The sequence below is a fragment of the Fulvivirga sp. AWR4_260 genome, assembly GCF_056158185.1.
This window is the reverse complement of sequence record NZ_JBSWSU010000015.1, coordinates 1902361-1920970: the sequence shown is the minus strand read 5'-3', so window position 1 is coordinate 1920970 and position 18610 is coordinate 1902361. Positions and strand designations below refer to the sequence as shown.

The 18610-nt window shown below is 37.7% G+C and carries 13 protein-coding genes; 3 read left to right on the top strand and 10 right to left on the bottom strand.

Going from position 1 to position 18610, the window contains the following annotated elements; translation table 11 throughout:
* Positions 1-72: 72 nt before the first annotated feature.
* Positions 73-2253, bottom strand: a complete 2181-nt coding sequence (locus ACXACQ_RS14630) for a bifunctional alpha,alpha-trehalose-phosphate synthase (UDP-forming)/trehalose-phosphatase (protein WP_474976699.1) — start codon at positions 2251-2253, stop codon at positions 73-75.
* Positions 2254-2408: 155 nt separating this feature from the next.
* Positions 2409-3416 carry a homocysteine S-methyltransferase family protein gene (locus tag ACXACQ_RS14625; protein ID WP_474976698.1) on the bottom strand — a complete coding sequence of 336 codons (1008 nt, stop codon included), beginning with the start codon at positions 3414-3416 and terminating at the stop codon, positions 2409-2411.
* Positions 3417-3512: 96 nt separating this feature from the next.
* On the opposite strand from ACXACQ_RS14625, the gene ACXACQ_RS14620 reads away from it, so the two are divergent.
* Entirely contained in the window at positions 3513-4412 is a 900-nt protein-coding gene (locus ACXACQ_RS14620) for a Ppx/GppA phosphatase family protein (RefSeq protein WP_474976697.1), read from the top strand.
* Between the two features lie 20 nt (positions 4413-4432).
* Here the strand turns inward: ACXACQ_RS14620 and ppk1 are convergent, their stop codons facing one another.
* The 7 genes from ppk1 to ACXACQ_RS14585 form a co-directional block, all read right to left on the bottom strand.
* Positions 4433-6640, bottom strand: a complete 2208-nt coding sequence (ppk1, locus tag ACXACQ_RS14615) for a polyphosphate kinase 1 (protein WP_474976696.1) — start codon at positions 6638-6640, stop codon at positions 4433-4435.
* Positions 6641-6714: 74 nt separating this feature from the next.
* A complete protein-coding gene (gene gyrB, locus ACXACQ_RS14610; protein WP_474976695.1) occupies positions 6715-8670 on the bottom strand; it encodes a DNA topoisomerase (ATP-hydrolyzing) subunit B in 1956 nt (651 codons plus the stop codon).
* A gap of 279 nt (positions 8671-8949) precedes the next feature.
* Positions 8950-9810 carry a substrate-binding periplasmic protein gene (locus ACXACQ_RS14605; RefSeq protein ID WP_474976694.1) on the bottom strand — a complete coding sequence of 287 codons (861 nt, stop codon included), beginning with the start codon at positions 9808-9810 and terminating at the stop codon, positions 8950-8952.
* A gap of 383 nt (positions 9811-10193) precedes the next feature.
* Positions 10194-10559, bottom strand: a complete 366-nt coding sequence (locus tag ACXACQ_RS14600; RefSeq protein WP_474976693.1) for a CoA-binding protein — start codon at positions 10557-10559, stop codon at positions 10194-10196.
* Position 10560: 1 nt separating this feature from the next.
* Positions 10561-12132: an NAD(P)/FAD-dependent oxidoreductase gene (locus tag ACXACQ_RS14595; RefSeq protein WP_474976692.1), complete on the bottom strand. Its 1572-nt coding sequence runs from the start codon at positions 12130-12132 to the stop codon at positions 10561-10563.
* 26 nt (positions 12133-12158) lie between these two features.
* Positions 12159-13994 (bottom strand): toxin-antitoxin system YwqK family antitoxin, encoded by a 1836-nt coding sequence (locus tag ACXACQ_RS14590; RefSeq protein WP_474976691.1) that lies wholly within the window; start codon positions 13992-13994, stop codon positions 12159-12161.
* Between the two features lie 30 nt (positions 13995-14024).
* On the bottom strand, positions 14025-14987 hold the full coding sequence (locus tag ACXACQ_RS14585) for a tryptophan 2,3-dioxygenase family protein (protein WP_474976690.1): 963 nt from the start codon (positions 14985-14987) through the stop codon (positions 14025-14027).
* Between the two features lie 77 nt (positions 14988-15064).
* Between ACXACQ_RS14585 and ACXACQ_RS14580 the strand changes: the two genes are divergently transcribed.
* Positions 15065-16273 (top strand): acyl-CoA dehydrogenase family protein, encoded by a 1209-nt coding sequence (locus ACXACQ_RS14580; protein WP_474976689.1) that lies wholly within the window; start codon positions 15065-15067, stop codon positions 16271-16273.
* A gap of 82 nt (positions 16274-16355) precedes the next feature.
* Positions 16356-18104: a thiamine pyrophosphate-dependent enzyme gene (locus tag ACXACQ_RS14575; protein ID WP_474976688.1), complete on the top strand. Its 1749-nt coding sequence runs from the start codon at positions 16356-16358 to the stop codon at positions 18102-18104.
* A gap of 38 nt (positions 18105-18142) precedes the next feature.
* On the opposite strand, the gene ACXACQ_RS14570 is transcribed toward ACXACQ_RS14575, so the two are convergent.
* Positions 18143-18604 carry a DUF4268 domain-containing protein gene (locus ACXACQ_RS14570; RefSeq protein WP_474976687.1) on the bottom strand — a complete coding sequence of 154 codons (462 nt, stop codon included), beginning with the start codon at positions 18602-18604 and terminating at the stop codon, positions 18143-18145.
* Positions 18605-18610 lie beyond the last annotated feature (6 nt).

Below are 18610 nucleotides of genomic sequence, written 5' to 3'. Positions count from 1 at the left end.
TATCTACTAACTAAGGCATAAAAAAAGCCTGAATTTCTCAATTCAGGCCTCTCATTTATTTTTAATTCGCTTTTACTCTACCAGTAATTTTAACAACTCTCTCACTGCTAAGTGATCTTTTACACTATATTTTGCAGCTGACTTTAAGTCACCTACCTTGATAGTATACGCCTCTTTTGGCATTGCTTTAAAAGTATCTTCGTCAGTCCAATCATCTCCAATGGCCATGATAAAATCAGATTTACCATCCATCCATCTCTTAGTAGCCTTACCTTTATTGATTTCAAGATTTTTAATCTCCACTACTTTATTTCCTTCCAATACTTCTAAATTCATATTAGAAGAAATGTACTTTAAGTGACTAATTATCTCTCTGGCTCTTAACTCTCCTAAGCCCGTCTCTACTTGTCTGTAGTGCCATACTAGTGAATAGTCTTTTTCTTCTATAAAAGAACGAGGAGTCTTATCTGTATAAATATCCAAAATAGGTCCTATCTTTTTCTTCCAACTGGCATCGAGGTTTTCCACGGTTTTCCAATCTTCGCCTCTTTGCTTTAACCATACACCGTGCTCACCTACAAACTCTACATCTAAGTCTCCTAACCAAGCTTGAAGTGTTGTTTTATCACGTCCACTGATAATGACAACATTTGTATTCTCCTTAGCAGTTAACTTTGTTAGCAAATCTATTAGTTCTGCATCAGGTGCAGCCTTTTGCGGGTCACTATTAAAAGGAGAGAGCGTACCGTCATAATCCAGAAAGAACAGACTCTTTTTACTTTCTTTAAAACTGTCTACTATTTTGGCTCGCATCTTGTCATCAAGCACTTTAGTTGACATTTTCTTTTGAACTTCTTTTACTCCTTCCAAACGCTCTAAAAATAATTTAACCCAGTGGTGAATATTAAATTTCTTAATGGTTTCTTGCATATAATCCATATGCAATTCTTGTTCTTCAACAGGCATTTTTAATGCTTGGTAAATAGCATCTACCACCTGATGTTTATCGTTAGGATTTACAATAAGCGCCTCACTAAGTTCCTTTGATGCACCGGCCATCTCACTTAAAATAAGGACACCCTTCTTATCTAGCTTGCTGGCCACATATTCTTTACAAACCAAATTCATTCCATCGCGCATAGGTGTAACCAAAGCTACATCGGCCATGCGATAAAATGCTGATAGGTCATCTAACGGGAATGAGCGATAAAAATAATGAATTGGCGTCCAGTTCATAGAGCCATATTTACCATTAATTCTACCTACCAATAAATCAACCTCTTCTTTTAAATCCTTGTACTTCTCTACCTGATCTCTAGATGGTACTACCACCATGATAAGGGACACCTTACCTTTATACTCTGGGTATTTACTTAAAAATATATCAAAGATCTGTAAACGAGCGGGTATGCCCTTAGAGTAATCGAGCCTATCTATGGAAAGCATCAATTTCTGATCACCCATAGAAGTTCTAAATTTAACTTCTTTACTTAGCGTGGCAGGTGCAGCAGAACTACTAGCATATTTATCGTAATCTATTCCGATAGGGAACGAATCTACAACTATACTTCTTCTATCTTTAGTAATTTGGCCTTGCTGGTTTCCAATAAAACAAATTCTACTGACGGCACTTAAAAAGTGACGCATATCATCATAGGTATGAAAACCTACCAAATCAGCTCCCAAAACACCGTCTAACAACTCGCGTCTCCACGGCAACAAACGAAACACCTCAAAGGAAGGAAACGGAATATGCAAGAAAAAGCCGATGCTTGCCTCAGGTAACTTCTGTCTGATCATATCAGGCAGTAACATCAACTGGTAATCGTGAATCCAGATGGTATCATCAGGATTAGCTAAACTTAAAACAGCATCACAAAACTTCTGATTTACTTCTTCATAAGCCTCATAGTAAGATCGCTTATAAAGAGCATACTGATTAAAATAGTGAAATGTAGGCCATAAGGTTTCATTACTAAAACCTTCATAATAAAGCTTAATTTCAGCTTCAGAGAGATATACCGGCTCCATGTTTTCCGAATGCAACTTGTCAGTTACCTCCTGCTGCCCTTCATGGTCATCTTCTTCAAAGTATAAACCAGGCCATCCTACCCAAACATTATCGCCTTTTTTATAAATAGATCCTAGGCCCGTAGCCAGCCCTCCTTCACTGGGTTTATAAGTTAATTCACCTTCATCATCTCGCTGTACTTTTATTGGAAGTCTGTTTGATACTATTATTGTTCTAGCCATAGAGTTGATTAGAAATACAAAATTTTGGTTTTGGTTATAAGTTACATAAGTTTAACAACAAACCGATTGAATGTTCTATTGATTTTCCCTTTTAATTCCCCTCCTATTTAACTTTATCAATCGAATTTAGCCTTAAATTATCTATTGTATGGTATTTAGAGCTCAGCTACCTCTCCCACTTCTCGTGGCTGGTACTTGGCTGCCATTTCGGCTATAGCCTGTATATGGTCTGGAGTAGTACCGCAGCAACCTCCAATAATGTTTATGAGACCTTCTTTTAAGAACTCTTCAATCTGACCTGCCATATCAGCTGGAGTCTGATCGTATTCACCAAATTCATTAGGTAAGCCTGCATTTGGATGCGCACTAACAAAGAATGATGATTCTTTATCTAATACTTGCAAATAAGGTCTTAGATCCTTCGCTCCCAAAGCACAGTTAAGTCCTATACTTAAAAGCGGCATATGTTCAAGGGAAATTAAGAATGCTTGAGTGGTTTGCCCCGATAGTGTTCTACCACTGGCATCGGTAATTGTACCTGACACCATTATAGGTAATTCTCCTCCTATTTCTTCAAACAATTCAGATATACCAAACAACGCAGCCTTTGCATTTAAAGTATCAAAAACAGTTTCTACAAGTAACAAATCTGATCCTCCTTCAATTAGTCCCTTAGCTTGAAATTTGTAAGCGTTGGCTAATTCTTCAAAAGTAATGGCTCTATAACCTGGGTTATTTACATCGGGAGATAACGAAGCTGTTTTGTTTGTGGGGCCTATAGACCCAGCAACGAAACGAGGTTTATCAGGCTCAGCAGCAGTAAACTCTTCCGCTACTTCTTTGGCTATTTTGGCCGACTGATAATTGATTTGATATACCGCTTCTGCATCAAGATTATAATCTGCCTGAGCTATTGTAGTGCCACTAAAAGTATTCGTTTCAGCAATATCTGCCCCCGCAGCATAATAAGCTCTATGAATATCCTTAATTATATCAGGTCTTGTAATGGATAATAAATCGTTATTACCTTTCAAGTCACAGTTATGTCCCTTGAAATACTCGCCTCTAAAGTCATCTTCAGTAAGCTTATGGCGCTGAATCATAGTACCCATAGCACCATCGAGTATTAATATCTTTTTCTTAAGTTTATCTGTTATATTCATATCTGCAATACTTTTGCAACTAAAATTGTAAAGAATTATTCAAAGTTATAGTATAAACGCGGATATTCTTATTTTTAAACAAAAAACAACCGCCACTTGAAACTAGCTGCTATAGACATAGGCTCCAACGCCATACGAATGCAAGTTACCTCTACCATACATAGTAAAGGCCAGCTTAATTTTAAAAAAATGGAATACGTACGCTTTCCTTTACGCTTAGGTCAGGACGTATTTACCACTGGAGCCATTAGCAATGCTAAAAAGTTAAAATTTAAAAAGTTAATGAAGGCTTACAAGCTTTTAATTGACTTATATGAGGTAGATGATTACATGGCCTGCGCCACTTCCGCCATGCGCGAGGCCACCAATGGTGTAGATATAGTGAAAGAGGTGGCAGAAGAAATCAACCTTAATATTAAAATTATTGATGGAGCAAAAGAAGCATCTTTAATCAACAATGCCATCAGCTCTTTCTTAGATAGAAGAAAAAACTATCTGCATATTGATGTAGGAGGAGGAAGCACGGAGCTCAACATACTCAAAGGAGGTAAGAAAATAGCCACACGTTCTTTCAAAATAGGTTCGGTACGTAGACTACAGCATCACGACAGCCCCGTTATTTGGAAAAACATGAACAAATGGGTGGTAGAAAAAATGAAAGAACATACCGAAGCTATAACTGCCGTAGGTACTGGAGGTAACATCAATAAAATTTTTGAACTAGCTCAAAAAGTGCGTGGCGAAAAGCTTTCATTATCAAAAGTAAAAGAAGTGCAAAAGTACATTGCCTCTATGTCTATGAGTGAGAGAATTAATGATCTGCAGCTTAACCCCGACCGAGCAGATGTAATTATTCCCGCTTCAGAAATTTATATCTCGGTGATGGAATGGGCCAATGCTAAAAATATAATTGTACCCGATGTGGGGTTAAAAGATGGAATGATGCAACACCTTTATGAAAGAAATGCCTCTAAAGAAAAGATAAAGTTCACTTAAAAGTGAACTTTATCTACTTACTAATTACTCTCTATTTCCTTTTTCTCTTCGGGCTCTTTTGCAGGCTCCTCCTCTTCCACTTTACTCTCCTCCACTTTCTTTAGTGGTTCTTCAAAAGTTAAGTCCAAGTCTTGAAGATTGTCTTTGCTAACTTTATAAAACTCTTTGTGGATATTAAATTCCTCCTCTCCCTCTTGTACTTCCTTCTTTTGATATGATCCATCTTCCAACATCAAATAGCTATTAACGTTATCTTTCAGGTTGTACTGCAAAATATTAATCACTTGTCTTTTGAGCAGGTTATCAGTAATTAAGAAAAGTGATTCTAACCTACGCTCAAAGCTTCTTACCATCATGTCAGCACTGCCTACATACACCTTAGATTTGCCCAGATTATGGAAGTAATATATTCTTGAATGCTCCAAGAAATGCCCAACGATAGATAGGACCTGAATATTTTCACTCAAGCCTAATCGCCCTGGCCTTAAGCAACACATACCTCTAACTATTAACTTAATGGGTACCCCTGCTTGCGATGCAGTATAAAGTTCATCTATCACTTCTTTATCTTGAAGTGAATTCATTTTTATAACTATTCCAGAGCTCTTTGCATTTCTAGCATTATCAGCCTCATACCTAATCATGTCTATTAACTGCTTTTTCATATCCTTAGGTGCAGTTATGAGGTTTTTATATACATCAGGCATGCTATGCCCGGTTATTACATTAAAAAACTCTGAGACATCATTAGCTAAGACATCATTGGTAGTTAAAAGCGCTAAATCAGTGTATAATTTAGAGGTAGACTCGTTATAGTTACCACTAGATAAGTGCACATACCTGGTTACATGCTCTTCTTCTTTCCTTACAATCAATAATAATTTAGTATGAGTTTTGTAACTGCTAAAGCCATAAATCACAAAGCACCCAGCCTTTTGAAGTCGCTTCGCTTCCCTTAAATTATTCTCCTCATCGAACCTTGCCTTTACTTCAAATAAAACAGAAACGTGCTTCCCGTTTTCTGCAGCCTTTAATAATGCCGCTGTCACCCTACTTTCTTTAGCCAGCCTATAAATAGTAACTTTGATAGCTAAAACTCCTGGGTCTTCCGCAGACTGCTCCAGCAAGTCAATTACTGGCTCTATATTATTATAAGGATGATGTAACAATACATCTTGCTCCTTTAATACATTAAATATGTTTTCATTACGAATATCCGGACAGCTCAGTGGAGGTACGGGCTCGAGCATATCGTTATGATGCCCTTTAAAATTACGATGAGCCACAATTTGCATGAGGCCTGTAAAATCCATGAGGCTTTTTTTCTTAGTATGAAAGATATTATCTTCGTCAATACTCCATCTTTCTTTCAATACTTTCATCATCCAAGAATCAGGCCTCCCCGAAACCTCAATCCTAACCACACGCCCTGTTCTTCTTGTTTTTAACTTTTGCTTTAGCTCCTCAAGAAAGTTGGCTTCTATATCATCACTCTCATCTAAGGTAAAATCACCATTACGAGTAATTCTAAACAAGTTGATAGATTGAATTTTAACATTTCTAAATAAGTAATGTGCATTACTTCTTATAATGTCTTCAATAGGAACAAAGTAAATCTTATCGTCTTTCTCTATTTCATAGAAACGTGGCAAATTAGCCGGCACCTGTATGAAACTAAGCTTTTTGTTATTTAACCCATCCTCAATACTTGAAGTAACTACTCCAAGCACAAATCTGTTAGCACTTAATATTGGGAAAGTATGATAATTATCATATACCATAGGAGTAAGCATAGGATAAATAGTACTCTCAAAGTACTCTATCACTCTCTTTTTCTCCTCCGCACTCAACCTTTTATACATTATAATCTCAAAGCCAGCCTTAGAAAACTGAGGCATTAGCTCGTTGAGATATAAGTCTTGTTGCTTATTTGCAAATTCTTTGGCTCGGCCTAATAACACCTTTTTAAAAGGCACCTCTCTAAGTCCAGAGTAATCAATTCGCTGTTTATTATAATCGAGGTAATTATACAAACTACCCACCCTGATAGTAAAAAACTCATCTAAATTAGAAGAGGTAATAGAAAGAAATTTAAGCCTTTCGATTAAATCTTTCTCAGTGTTTTTTGCCTGATCAAGAACACGGTAATTAAAGTTGATCCAACTTAAATCACGGCTTACATAATCACTTTGTACTATTTGTTTTTTAACTCTTTCAGAAACTATCATATGTATATAACAACAAAAGGGCTCCAATCACTTGAAACCCTTTATTATTGATTGGTTTAATTTCTTATACTAAATTATACGTCCACCTTAGCGTACTTTGCATTGCGCTCAATAAACTCTCTCCTAGGGGCTACTTCATCGCCCATTAGCATAGAGAATAAATGATCCGCCTCAGCAGCAGACTCAATAGTCACCTGCTTCAAACTTCTAAATTCTGGGTCCATTGTAGTAGTCCACAACTGCTCAGGGTTCATCTCTCCCAAACCTTTGTAACGCTGTACGTTTACAGAATCTTCTTTACCATCTTTGGCCATTTCGCTTACTAACCTCAACCTTTCTTCTTCCGTCCAGCAGTATCTTTCTTCGCGGCCTCGTTTTAATAAATATAACGGAGGTAAAGCAATATATAAATATCCTTTTTCAATTAATGCATGCATATACCTGAAAAAGAAAGTTAATATCAAAGTACGAATATGACTACCGTCAATATCAGCATCCGTCATAATAATTACTTTATGATAACGAAGCTTCTCCATATTTAACGCTTTATCATCCTCCTCTGTTCCGAAACTCACGCCTAAAGCTGTGATCATATTTTTAATTTCCTCATTCTCGTAGATTTTATGCTCTTGGGCCTTTTCTACGTTAAGGATCTTACCTCTCAAAGGCAATATAGCTTGGAACTTTCTATCTCTACCTTGCTTAGCTGATCCACCTGCTGAATCTCCCTCCACTAGGTATATTTCACAAATTTCAGGATTATTATCAGAACAATCGGCCAGCTTACCAGGAAGCCCTGTACCACTCATTACATTCTTACGCTGCACCATTTCACGAGCCTTGCGCGCTGCATGACGTGCCTGTGCTGCTAGTATAACCTTCTGTACTATTTGCTTAGCCTCTTTGGGATTCTCCTCTAAGTAATTGGTGAGCATTTCCCCTACTACTACATCTACAGCACCACTAACCTCACTATTACCCAGCTTAGTTTTGGTCTGCCCTTCAAACTGAGGTTCTGCTACCTTTACAGAAATTACTGCCGTTAGGCCTTCTCTAAAGTCATCTCCTGCTATATCAACCTTCACCTTATCAAGCAATCCAGATTTCTCTGCATATCCTTTTAAGGTTCTTGTCAAGGCTCTTCTAAAACCTGCTACGTGAGTTCCTCCTTCAATGGTATTAATGTTATTTACGTAAGAAACAACATTTTCACTATAAGATGTATTATAACTCATAGCTACTTGAACAGGAGTATCTCCCTTTTCGCTATCCATGAAAATAGCATCAGGAATAAGTGCTTCTCTAGCGCTATCAAGGAATAAAACAAATTCCTGTAATCCTCCCTCAGAGAAATAAGTATCATTCTTTGGCTCACCATCTTCTTCCAGCTCTCTCATATCCTTTAGGTGGATTTTGATACCAGCATTAAGATACGCGAGTTCTTTCAATCGAGATGCTACTGTTTCATAGTTATACTCTGAAGCAGTGAAAATAGTATTATCAGGTTTAAAGTGAATAATGGTACCGGTTTTATCTGTAGTACCAACTTCCTTTACATCGTGCTGAGGAACACCTATTTTGTAGGCCTGCTCATAAACCTTTCCATTTCTATGTACGGTAGCTTTAAGATCTGTAGATAACGCATTAACACACGAAACACCTACACCATGAAGACCACCAGAAACCTTATATGTATCTTTATCAAATTTACCTCCTGCGTGCAGCACAGTCATTACTACTTCAAGAGCTGATTTTTTTTCTTTTTCGTGATAATCTGTAGGAATCCCCCTACCGTTATCCATTACAGTTATGGAGTTATCCTCGTTAATGGTAACAAAAATTTCATCACAATGCCCCGCTAAGGCCTCATCAATAGAGTTATCAACTACCTCCCAAATCAGGTGGTGCAGACCTTTTACGCCTACATCTCCAATATACATGGCAGGTCTTTTTCTAACCGCTTCAAGACCTTCCAGTACCTGAATATTACCCGCTGAATACTCTTTTTTACTTTCTTTATTTTCGCTCATCTGTGAAATTTTCCTTTAAAAAACATCCCTACAATGTCACGCCAATTCAATTAATATATTTTCCTTTTTAGCGCCACATATGGATCATCCAAAGTCTCTCAAAACTACAACTTTTAGCGCTCTTTTCTTACGTTTTTTTCAGCTTTATTAATAGTTAACAGCCTTATTAAAGCCTTAAAATATTATTTACTCATTTTTTCAAACAATACTACTTGCTTAAAACAAAAAAGAGGTTAAGCATGCTTAACCTCTTTAAGAAATTCAATCGTTTAAAACTACTTACATTTGTGTTATCAGGTTTAAAAAGGGCGATCCCAAATGGTCTACAATAATTTTCCTATACCCGATACTGCTTCGATATTTTGGAGTTAAAAATTCATCCCATACCGCTTTCCAATCAGACCCTTTTGGCATGGCAAAAGCCACCTCTTCATCATATGCCTTTAGGTTTAACATATGTCTTTTTATGGGCATCCTTTGTTTAGCAATTTCGATAAACTCAGTATAATCCAGCAAACTAAAACTATTAGTGTTCGTTTTCAATTGCTCAATAACAGCATCTTCTGTAGGATATGTAACAATTTTCATATCAGGATTAAACTTACTTTTGATCTTCTCTAAACTTTCTCGGTGTGAACTGCCGCCAATGGCCATGGCATCATAGCCAGCAAATTTAGTAGCGATATCGTCTAATGAAGATAAATCCCCGGTGGCTTTATTAGAAAGTAAAACCACAGGATCGATAAGGTACGGGGGCGTAAAAGTTATTTTGTCCTTGCGTTCTTTCGTAACAGTGATACTAGATACCCCTAATACATTTTGAGAGTTTTCTATTTTACTCATAAATTTCGTAAAAACAACTTCCTTATCTAAGTATCTAATATTTAGTGATACGCCATATTTCTGTTGTACATACAGAGAAAAATCATTTAACAATTCCACACACACTCCCTCTATTTTCCCATCAGAACTTTCCTCTATTAAGTTGGCCATTGGATGATACACCACTGATAATGTACCCTGGCCGGCTGACTTTACTTCAGCCCAGCTTTGTCCTTTAAAAGTTTGCTGCCCCATACTTGGCAAGCTGGATATCAAAAAAATACTAAAAAATAAAAACCTGAGTTTGGTATTGTTCATTGAATTGTTGTTTAGTGTCATTCCGAGCTAAACAAAACCTACGCCAGTTATACGAAATCGTTTTCTATTTTGAATTTCAAGTATTTACAGCAGGCGTAATTCAAGATTATTGATTCTTTTATATTAACAACAGCATTTTATTACCAGAGAATATTTTGCAATTTATCTCACAAACGGAATTTTATTCCCAAAATGAAACCAATAAACATCATGATTCAGGAATGGAAAATCTAATTAATTATAGTTGAAATCATTTTTGATTCTTAGCCGACACTCAAAAATGATATTAGATAATGACAGAAGGTTTTCTTTAATAACTTCGACACAATCCCTATTTGACTGGCAATAAAAAAGGGTTGCTTAATAGCAACCCCTTAAGTTTATTAGTAACTCTTCGCACTTAACATCACCAGTGTACATGCTCGTAACGCTTCAATTTTATTACGCTCTGCTAGCTGCTCCAATTCCGGATTTTCTGTACCTGGGTTGAAAATTATTCTTTTAGGCTTCAACCCCACAATGTAATCATACCATTCAGGCTGATTATGAGGACCAATGTATAAAGTCACAGTATCAACTGCCTCTACTTCAGGTTTTGCCCGTAAATCTTGTATTTGCTCTCCTAAAACCTCCCCCTTTTTTATTCCAATGGGCACTATCTCATGACCATTAGCCTTCAGTCTTTCGGCAGCCAAATAGGCATACCTAGAAGGGTTATTAGTTGCCCCTATAATTACTGTCTTTTTCATGTTAGTTCACATCTTTTCCTAAATACTGCTGAAGAACTGCTTCAGCACATCTTTCACCGTCCATGGCAGCAGAAACAATTCCTCCGGCATAGCCTGCTCCTTCGCCACAAGGATAAAACCTTTTAACACTAACATGCTCAAGACTTTCTTTGTTTCGTGGTATTCTTACTGGAGATGACGTTCTGCTCTCCACTCCTATTATTTGAGCCTCATTGGTATAATATCCTTTCATCTTTTTGCCAAAAGCCTTGAAGCTCGACTTTAACCCATCTGTAATAAAACTTGGCAGCACCTCATCCATGTTTACTGATTCTAGTCCTGGCTGGTATGAGGTATCGAGTAAACCATTGCTTACTCGGCCATTTACAAAATCTACCATTCTTTGAGCAGGAGCAACTTGTCCACCACCAGTAATCTCGCAAGCCATTTGCTCGATATGCTTTTGAAAATACATGGCTGATAATTCACCATACTGCTTATATGCCTTAACATCTCTTAACTCTACAGCTACTACTATACCCGAATTCGCATAACGTGAATCACGCCTTGATGGACTCATTCCATTCACAACAACTTCTCCTGGTGCTGTAGCGGAGGGCACTATAAAACCACCCGGACACATACAAAATGAGAAAACACCTCTTTTATATGCTCCTTGAATAACTTGATTTACCAATGCGTATGATGCCGCTGGCAAAAACTCTCCGCGACTGGCACCACAACTGTACTGTATATTATCGATAAGGGCTTGTGGGTGCTCAATCCTTACGCCCAAGGCGAAAGGTTTAGCTTCAATGTTTACATTTCTATCATTTAGTAACTGAAATATATCTCTTGCAGAGTGCCCTGTAGCAAGTATTACACCTTCAGCAGTTATTTTATTACCATCCTCCAGTACTACCCCCCTCATTTCATCTTTATCAAGAATAATATCTGAAACCCTGCTCTCAAAATGAACTTCCCCTCCAGCGGCAATGATACTCTCTCTTAGTTCTGCTACTATTTTGGGTAATTTATTAGTACCGATATGCGGATGAGCATCAAACAAAATTTCTTCACGAGCACCATGAGCCACTAATATTTCCAATATACGTTGTACATCACCCCTCTTCTTTGACCTGGTATACAGTTTACCATCAGAGTAAGTACCCGCTCCCCCTTCTCCAAAGCAATAATTGGAATCGGGATTTACAACCTGATCTTTATTAATAGCGGCAAGATCTCTTCTACGAGCCTTCACATCCTTTCCTCTTTCTAACACAATGGGTTTAATGCCAAACTCGATCAAACGTAAAGCCGCAAACAGCCCCGCTGGCCCGGCACCAACAATAATTACTGCCTTTTTATCAGTAACATTAGGATATTCCTTTTTATAAGTAATTAAAGGGGGCAGGTTTTCCTTATAATACAACTCCGTTTTTACTTTAACCCAAACGGAACTCCCTCTGGCATCAATAGATCTTTTTAGTATTCGATGTGACTTAGTCTGAAACTTCTTATTTAGCACATCTGCAAAACGTACTTCGTCAAAGGCTTCCTCTGGCCGAAGTTTTAATTCAACTATCTTACTCAAAATTATGTAAGGTTTTTATCCTTAAATTATCTTCGTCTACGATTATTAAAGGGAAAAGTATACCCTATATTTAAACCAAAATTATAAGCAAATGTAATATCTCCCTGAGGTAAATTATCAAATGCTCTTTCATATTGTGGTGATTCTACATTAAAAGATCTATAACCAGCCCCAATACTTACAAATGCATCTGCAGTAAAGCCAGATGACCTGGTGTGCTGCATAAGCCTACACCCCAGCATCAAACTATATTCCACCTGATGTTCCTTTGCCTTTGCCCTAATATCAGTTCCTGTCTCATTTACATCTAATTGATTAGCAAAATGCTTTAGATTAGTATAACGCAACTCATGCCCAAAATAACATAAACCAAAGTTTGCTGGGTTATAAAACTTTTGTCTTAACGCGATATCAAACCCTCTTTTGTACTTTTCGTCTATAGGCACCTTCTTATCCCTTATATAAAAAGGGTCTCTAATACCTTCTACTTCCAATTCATACCCCAACCGCTCTTGCATATAGTATTCTATAGCCACTGGCACTCGCCCCACTAATGATGATACAGGATTGCCCCCTACTATCACCCCTTGGAACTCATTTACTTTACTATCAAAATATTTAAATCTTTTTTGTTTGTATCGATACTCTGCCACCCCATAACGCACCTTCTTACCGGCATAACCATGCTGAGTATTATCAAAAAAATTATTTTTATAAACGGGTCTATAATAACCAGAAAGCGAACCATCTTTATTATAAATCTCCCATTTACCCGCTTTTCGTCCTTCCTCGATTGGTCCCTTAGTCTGTAAATCACCATTATGAAAATAACCAAAATACATACCGTTATCCTCTACAAAATCACACTCACCTTTAAGTGATCCATCAGGGTTATAGTACTTCCATAAGCCGTTATTCTTATCATCCTTGATAGGACCTTCAATCTTAATATTGCCATCGGCATAATACTCGGTATATATTCCTTCTCCAGCCTCAAAATTACTTTTGCCTTTGAGGCTACCATCAGGGTAAAACACTGACCAGTCACCATTTTTACGACCATTTTCAAAAGCACCGGATGAACTTACCGTACCATTCTCATGAAAATAATTCCACTTACCCTCAGGCTTACCATCATTAAAACTTCCTTTAGCTGAAATACCTCCTGCATGATGATAATATACCCACTCACCTACTTTTTTTCCGGACTCATATTGTCCCCATGCCTGTATTGCACCATCACGAAAATAATATTTCCAAATACCTACATTATCGTCATCGGATTTTGGCCCTTCTCCTTTCTTCTCCCCAGTAGAATAAAACTCAGTAAAAGTCCCTTTTCCAAAACTATAATCTATTTTTCCTTTAATGGTGCCATCTTCATAGTAAGTATGCCAAAGTCCTTCCCTCATTCCATTTTTAAAATCACCTTTCTCCTTCAGCGCTCCACTTTCATAATATATCTTCCATTCCTCTTCACGCTTCTCATTGACAATATGGCCTTCCATACTTTTTTCTCCATTCTCATAAAAGTATTGCCACAGTCCATCACTTCCTTTCCCTTGAAGGTTACCGCGCATCTTTAACATGCCGGTTTCATAGTAAAACTCCCACACTCCTACCGTTTCGTTTTTATCAAATTGGCCAGTAGACTCTATGTTTCCATTAATGTAATAAGACATGTACTTGCCCTGAAGTAAATTTTTGGCAGAGTCGTCTACATGGTATATTTCTTTAAGCTGGGTTTTCTCTTGATCATGATAAGTATAATGCGTTTGCTGTGCACAAACAGACAATGCCATGCCCAACCATAGACAAATGGTGTAATATGTTTTTAAATACTTCAGAACTATAATTTTCAATATTATTTAAAATACGAAATTTTAACCTTTTCAAGATTTAAATATTTCTTTCATTACCCATGGCTTGCCCCATTCTTTTAATTCTTGTTCAGACCATAATTCAGGAAAAAATACAATCTTCTGAAATCTTGGAGGCAAATACTTTTGCCAATTGGTACCGCCTGTAGCGGCTATATCTTGAGCATCTTTGTGTAAATAGTTGGCAGCAGACTTATAATGCGCCAACCTCCATGCTACATTTACCGCATAGTCATAATCTCTCAATAGCTTAATTATTTCAGGATTTTCAGATTGGCTAAAATAGCGTTGATATATTCTTAGTAGATTTTTTCCTCCATATTCACGCGCTCTATTGATAAAAGTATCCATATACTTCTGCTCAAACTGCTTAAGTGTAAGTGTTTTTTTACCTGAAGCCAGCTCTGTAGCTCCTGCACGCCAATAGATCTTATCCAGTAGCGTTTCTATAATATCATCAGGTAGCACCATATCCCTTTTCTCATAACTTACTAAGTTATGTATATCAGTAGAGCTCAATTCTATCAGCCTATATTGTGCTGACTGAAATCCACTAGCGGGCAATAAAGACATTCGAAACTTAAGAAACTGCTCCTTATCCATGCCATCCATCATTACCATAAAAGAATTCTCTAATACCTCGAACTGACGTACCATGCGTGACAACTTGGTAATAAAGAAAGCTTCATCAGGTTCAGGATGGTTAGCTAACTGCTCTATCTCCCACAGTATGAGCTTAAAAAACAACTCCGTATGCTGATGATAAATAATAAATGTCATCTCATCTTCAATACCAGTTTTGGGGTTTTGAAGACTCAACAAGGTATCTAGATGGATATAATCCCAATAGGTTAGGTAATCTGAATACAAAAGACCATCTAAATAGGCTGACAAATTTTGCCCCATGGCTTCGTACTTTTCTTCCAGTTTTTTAATTTGATCCAAAATCTTGGGATCAACCTCCGACTTCTGCATACTTCTTCAACAGGTAATTAGCTAAATGTTGCGTAAATTTGATACTAATAAATGAATAACCCAAATCATTAACGCTCATGACTATAAACGCATCGAATAAAAAAGCATCGAATGATTTATTTGAATCTCCAGATTTTTATAACATTGATGACCTGCTCACCGAAGAACACAAGCTCATTCGCAACTCTATCCGCGATTTTGTAAAAAAAGAAATAAGTCCTTTCATTGAAGAATGGGCTCAAAACGCTCACTTCCCCACCGAAATAGTCAAGAAATTTGGCGATATAGGTGCTTTTGGGCCTACCATATCAGAACAATACGGAGGCGGTGGGCTTGATTACATTTCTTACGGGCTTATAATGCAAGAAATAGAACGAGGAGATTCGGGAATGAGGTCCACAGCCTCAGTACAAGGGTCTTTAGTCATGTATCCTATCTATAAATTTGGTTCAGAAGAGCAAAAGAACAAATACCTACCCAAACTGGCATCAGGAGAATGGTTGGGCTGCTTTGGTCTTACAGAGCCAGATCATGGTTCTAATCCTAGCGGCATGACTACTCACTTCGAAGATAAAGGAGACCATTACTTATTAAATGGATCAAAAATGTGGATTTCCAATTCTACATATGCTGATGTGGCAGTAGTTTGGGCCAAAAATGAAGCCGGAAGAATCCATGGTCTGATTGTAGAGAAAGGGATGGAAGGGTTTACTGCACCTGAAATACATAGCAAATGGTCGTTACGTGCCAGCTGTACTGGCGAGCTAGTTTTTGACAATGTAAAAGTTCCTAAAGAAAACCTCTTACCAGGAAAAAATGGACTAGGCGCCCCTTTGATGTGCTTAGACAGTGCACGTTATGGTATTGCTTGGGGAGCGATTGGTGCTGCTATGGATTGCTACGATTCTGCAAGGCGATATTCTTTAGAAAGACATCAATTCAATAAACCTATCGGCTCATTTCAATTAATACAGAAAAAGCTAGCAGAAATGCTTACTGAGATCACCAAAGCCCAACTATTGAACTGGAAGCTAGGAAAAATGATGAATGAAGGCAAAGCTACTACTGCACAAATATCTATGGCGAAAAGAAATTCGGTTGACACCGCACTTCAAATAGCCAGAGAAGCCAGACAAATCCACGGAGGAATGGGCATTACAGGTGATTACCCTATTATGAGACATATGATGAATTTAGAATCAGTAATCACTTATGAAGGCACTCATGATATACACCTGTTAATTTTAGGCGCTGAAATTACTGGCATACCTGCATTTTCTTCCTAAAACTTCAATTGGAGTGTAATTTTAGCCTTTCAGAGCTAACATGTTGTTCTGCTACTTGTTATTATCATAAACATTTAAGCTTATGAAAAAGACAGTAGCAGAATATATAATTCATAAATTAAAAGAAGTAGGAGTAAAAAGAATTTGGGCAGTAACAGGTGACGCGCTTAACACCTTTGCTGATGCCATTCAAAAAGATGATGATATTGAATGGATTTCAGTAAGACATGAAGAAAATGCAGCCTTTGCCTGCTATGGTTCAGCGCAGTTAACAGAGGACATTGCTGTTTGTGCCGGCACAGTAGGCCCTGGTGCGTTGCATTTAATCAATGGCCTATATAATGCAAAGAAAGCTAGAGTTCCTGTATTGGCCATAACTGGGCAGGTACCTACTAGCAATATTGGCACTGATTATTTCCAAGAAACAGACCTTAAAAAAATCTTTGATGATATTTGTGCATTTCAGGGTATCATCAGAACTGCCGATCAAACTCCCCGATTAGTTACAAAAGCCTTACAAATAGCCTTATGGGATAAGGCCGTGGTTAGACTGGAAATACCCCATGACATCACCACAGAAAAAATAGACGCCTCTTATTTTGACCACCCTATAATGAGGTCTAATTCAAAATTAGTTTGCGATGATACTGATATTATTAAAGCAATAGAGCTGCTAAATGCAAGTGGTAAGACTACAATATTAGCTGGTTGTGGAGCTAGAACTGCCAAAGCTGAGGTTCTAGAATTATCGACTAAACTTAAGGCCCCTATTGTGCATACTTTAAAAGCTTCTGATGTATTCGACTCAAGTATAGATAATGTGGTAGGACTTACTGGCCTCATAGGCAACCACCCGGGTTACAGCGCTGTGCTCAATTGCGATACCCTGATCATGGTCGGCACAGATTTTCCATACAGCAATTTCTTGCCTCACGACAAACAAATACTTCAGATTGACATTAGACCAGAAAACTTAGGGAACAGAACTAGCATCTCACATGGCATTGTTGGCGATGCTGCCAATACCGTAAACAGAATTAATAAAGGCGTAAAAGTAAATGAAGACAGCACTTTTCTATTAAGTCATCAAAGCGCTCATAAAAAGTGGTTAGAAAAAATGCAAGAAGAAAGTAGTCTTAAAAATGATCACACCCCACTTTTACCGAATTTATTCACTGCCGAACTTAACAACCAGGCCTCTACCGATGCCATCTTCTCTATGGACACTGGAGAATCTGTAGTATGGGGTGTGAGGTATATGACTTTTAATAACAACAGAAGAATTATTGGAAGTTTTAATCATGGCTCTATGGCTGTAGGCCTTCCTTCTTGCTTGGGAGCTCAGGCGGCATATCCAGGCAGGCAAGTTTGGGGACTGGTGGGTGATGGTGCCTTCGGCATGAGTATGCAAGACCTTGTAACCGCGGTTAGGTATAACTACCCTATCAAAATCATCATTTTCAATAACAGTGAATTAGGTTTTGTAAAAATGGAAATGGAAGAGGCGGGTTTTCCTATGGCAGATGAAGCTCTTAAGTTACAAAATCCTGATTTCGTAGCTTATGCTCGTTCGTGTGGCGCTGACGGCATGAGGGTAGAAAAAGCTGAAGACATCCCCGTTGCCATTAAAAGAGCCATAGACTCTGATAAGCCATTTGTAATAGATGCGGTAGTAACAGCCGGAGCATTAACCTTACCTCCAAAGATCACTCTCGAAGAGGCCTATGGATTTGGCAAATCCAAAGCTAAAGAAGCTATACTGGCATTAGAAGGGGATGAAAAACAATGGGGAAATATTATGAGTGAGATAAAGGCTTACTTTGCTAAATAATAAAAATCATATTAAGAGCTAGTATTAAAGGCTAGCTCTTATTTCAACGCATCGAAAGCGTATTTCCCATCAGCCCAGAAAGCATCTAAGGCTATTATTCTTGGTTTAAAAAATGATATTAACGCAGGCCATGTATCCTTATTAAAAATATTCACATCACCGATCTCTATATAAATCCTACTAATTACACCGCCAACCTCATCATAAGCTTCAGTGTCCCATATCCACTCTTCCTCCATATTCATCTCAAGCATTAACTTAAGCTCTAAAAACTGCTCATAAAACAATTCTCTGAGGCCTTCATCCTGATGAGTGATTTCTATTCCAATATATGCTGTTTTTTTATCTGCACGCATTCTGAAATAGACATCCTTTATACCTGTTTTATAATTTATCCAGTTTACCTTTAATCCTTCTGCAGACAAATGTGGAGAAATATATTTCCCAAAAGTGGTCCAGAATTCCTGTCTTAATTTTGAAACTTGTTCTTTACTATACATTTTTTA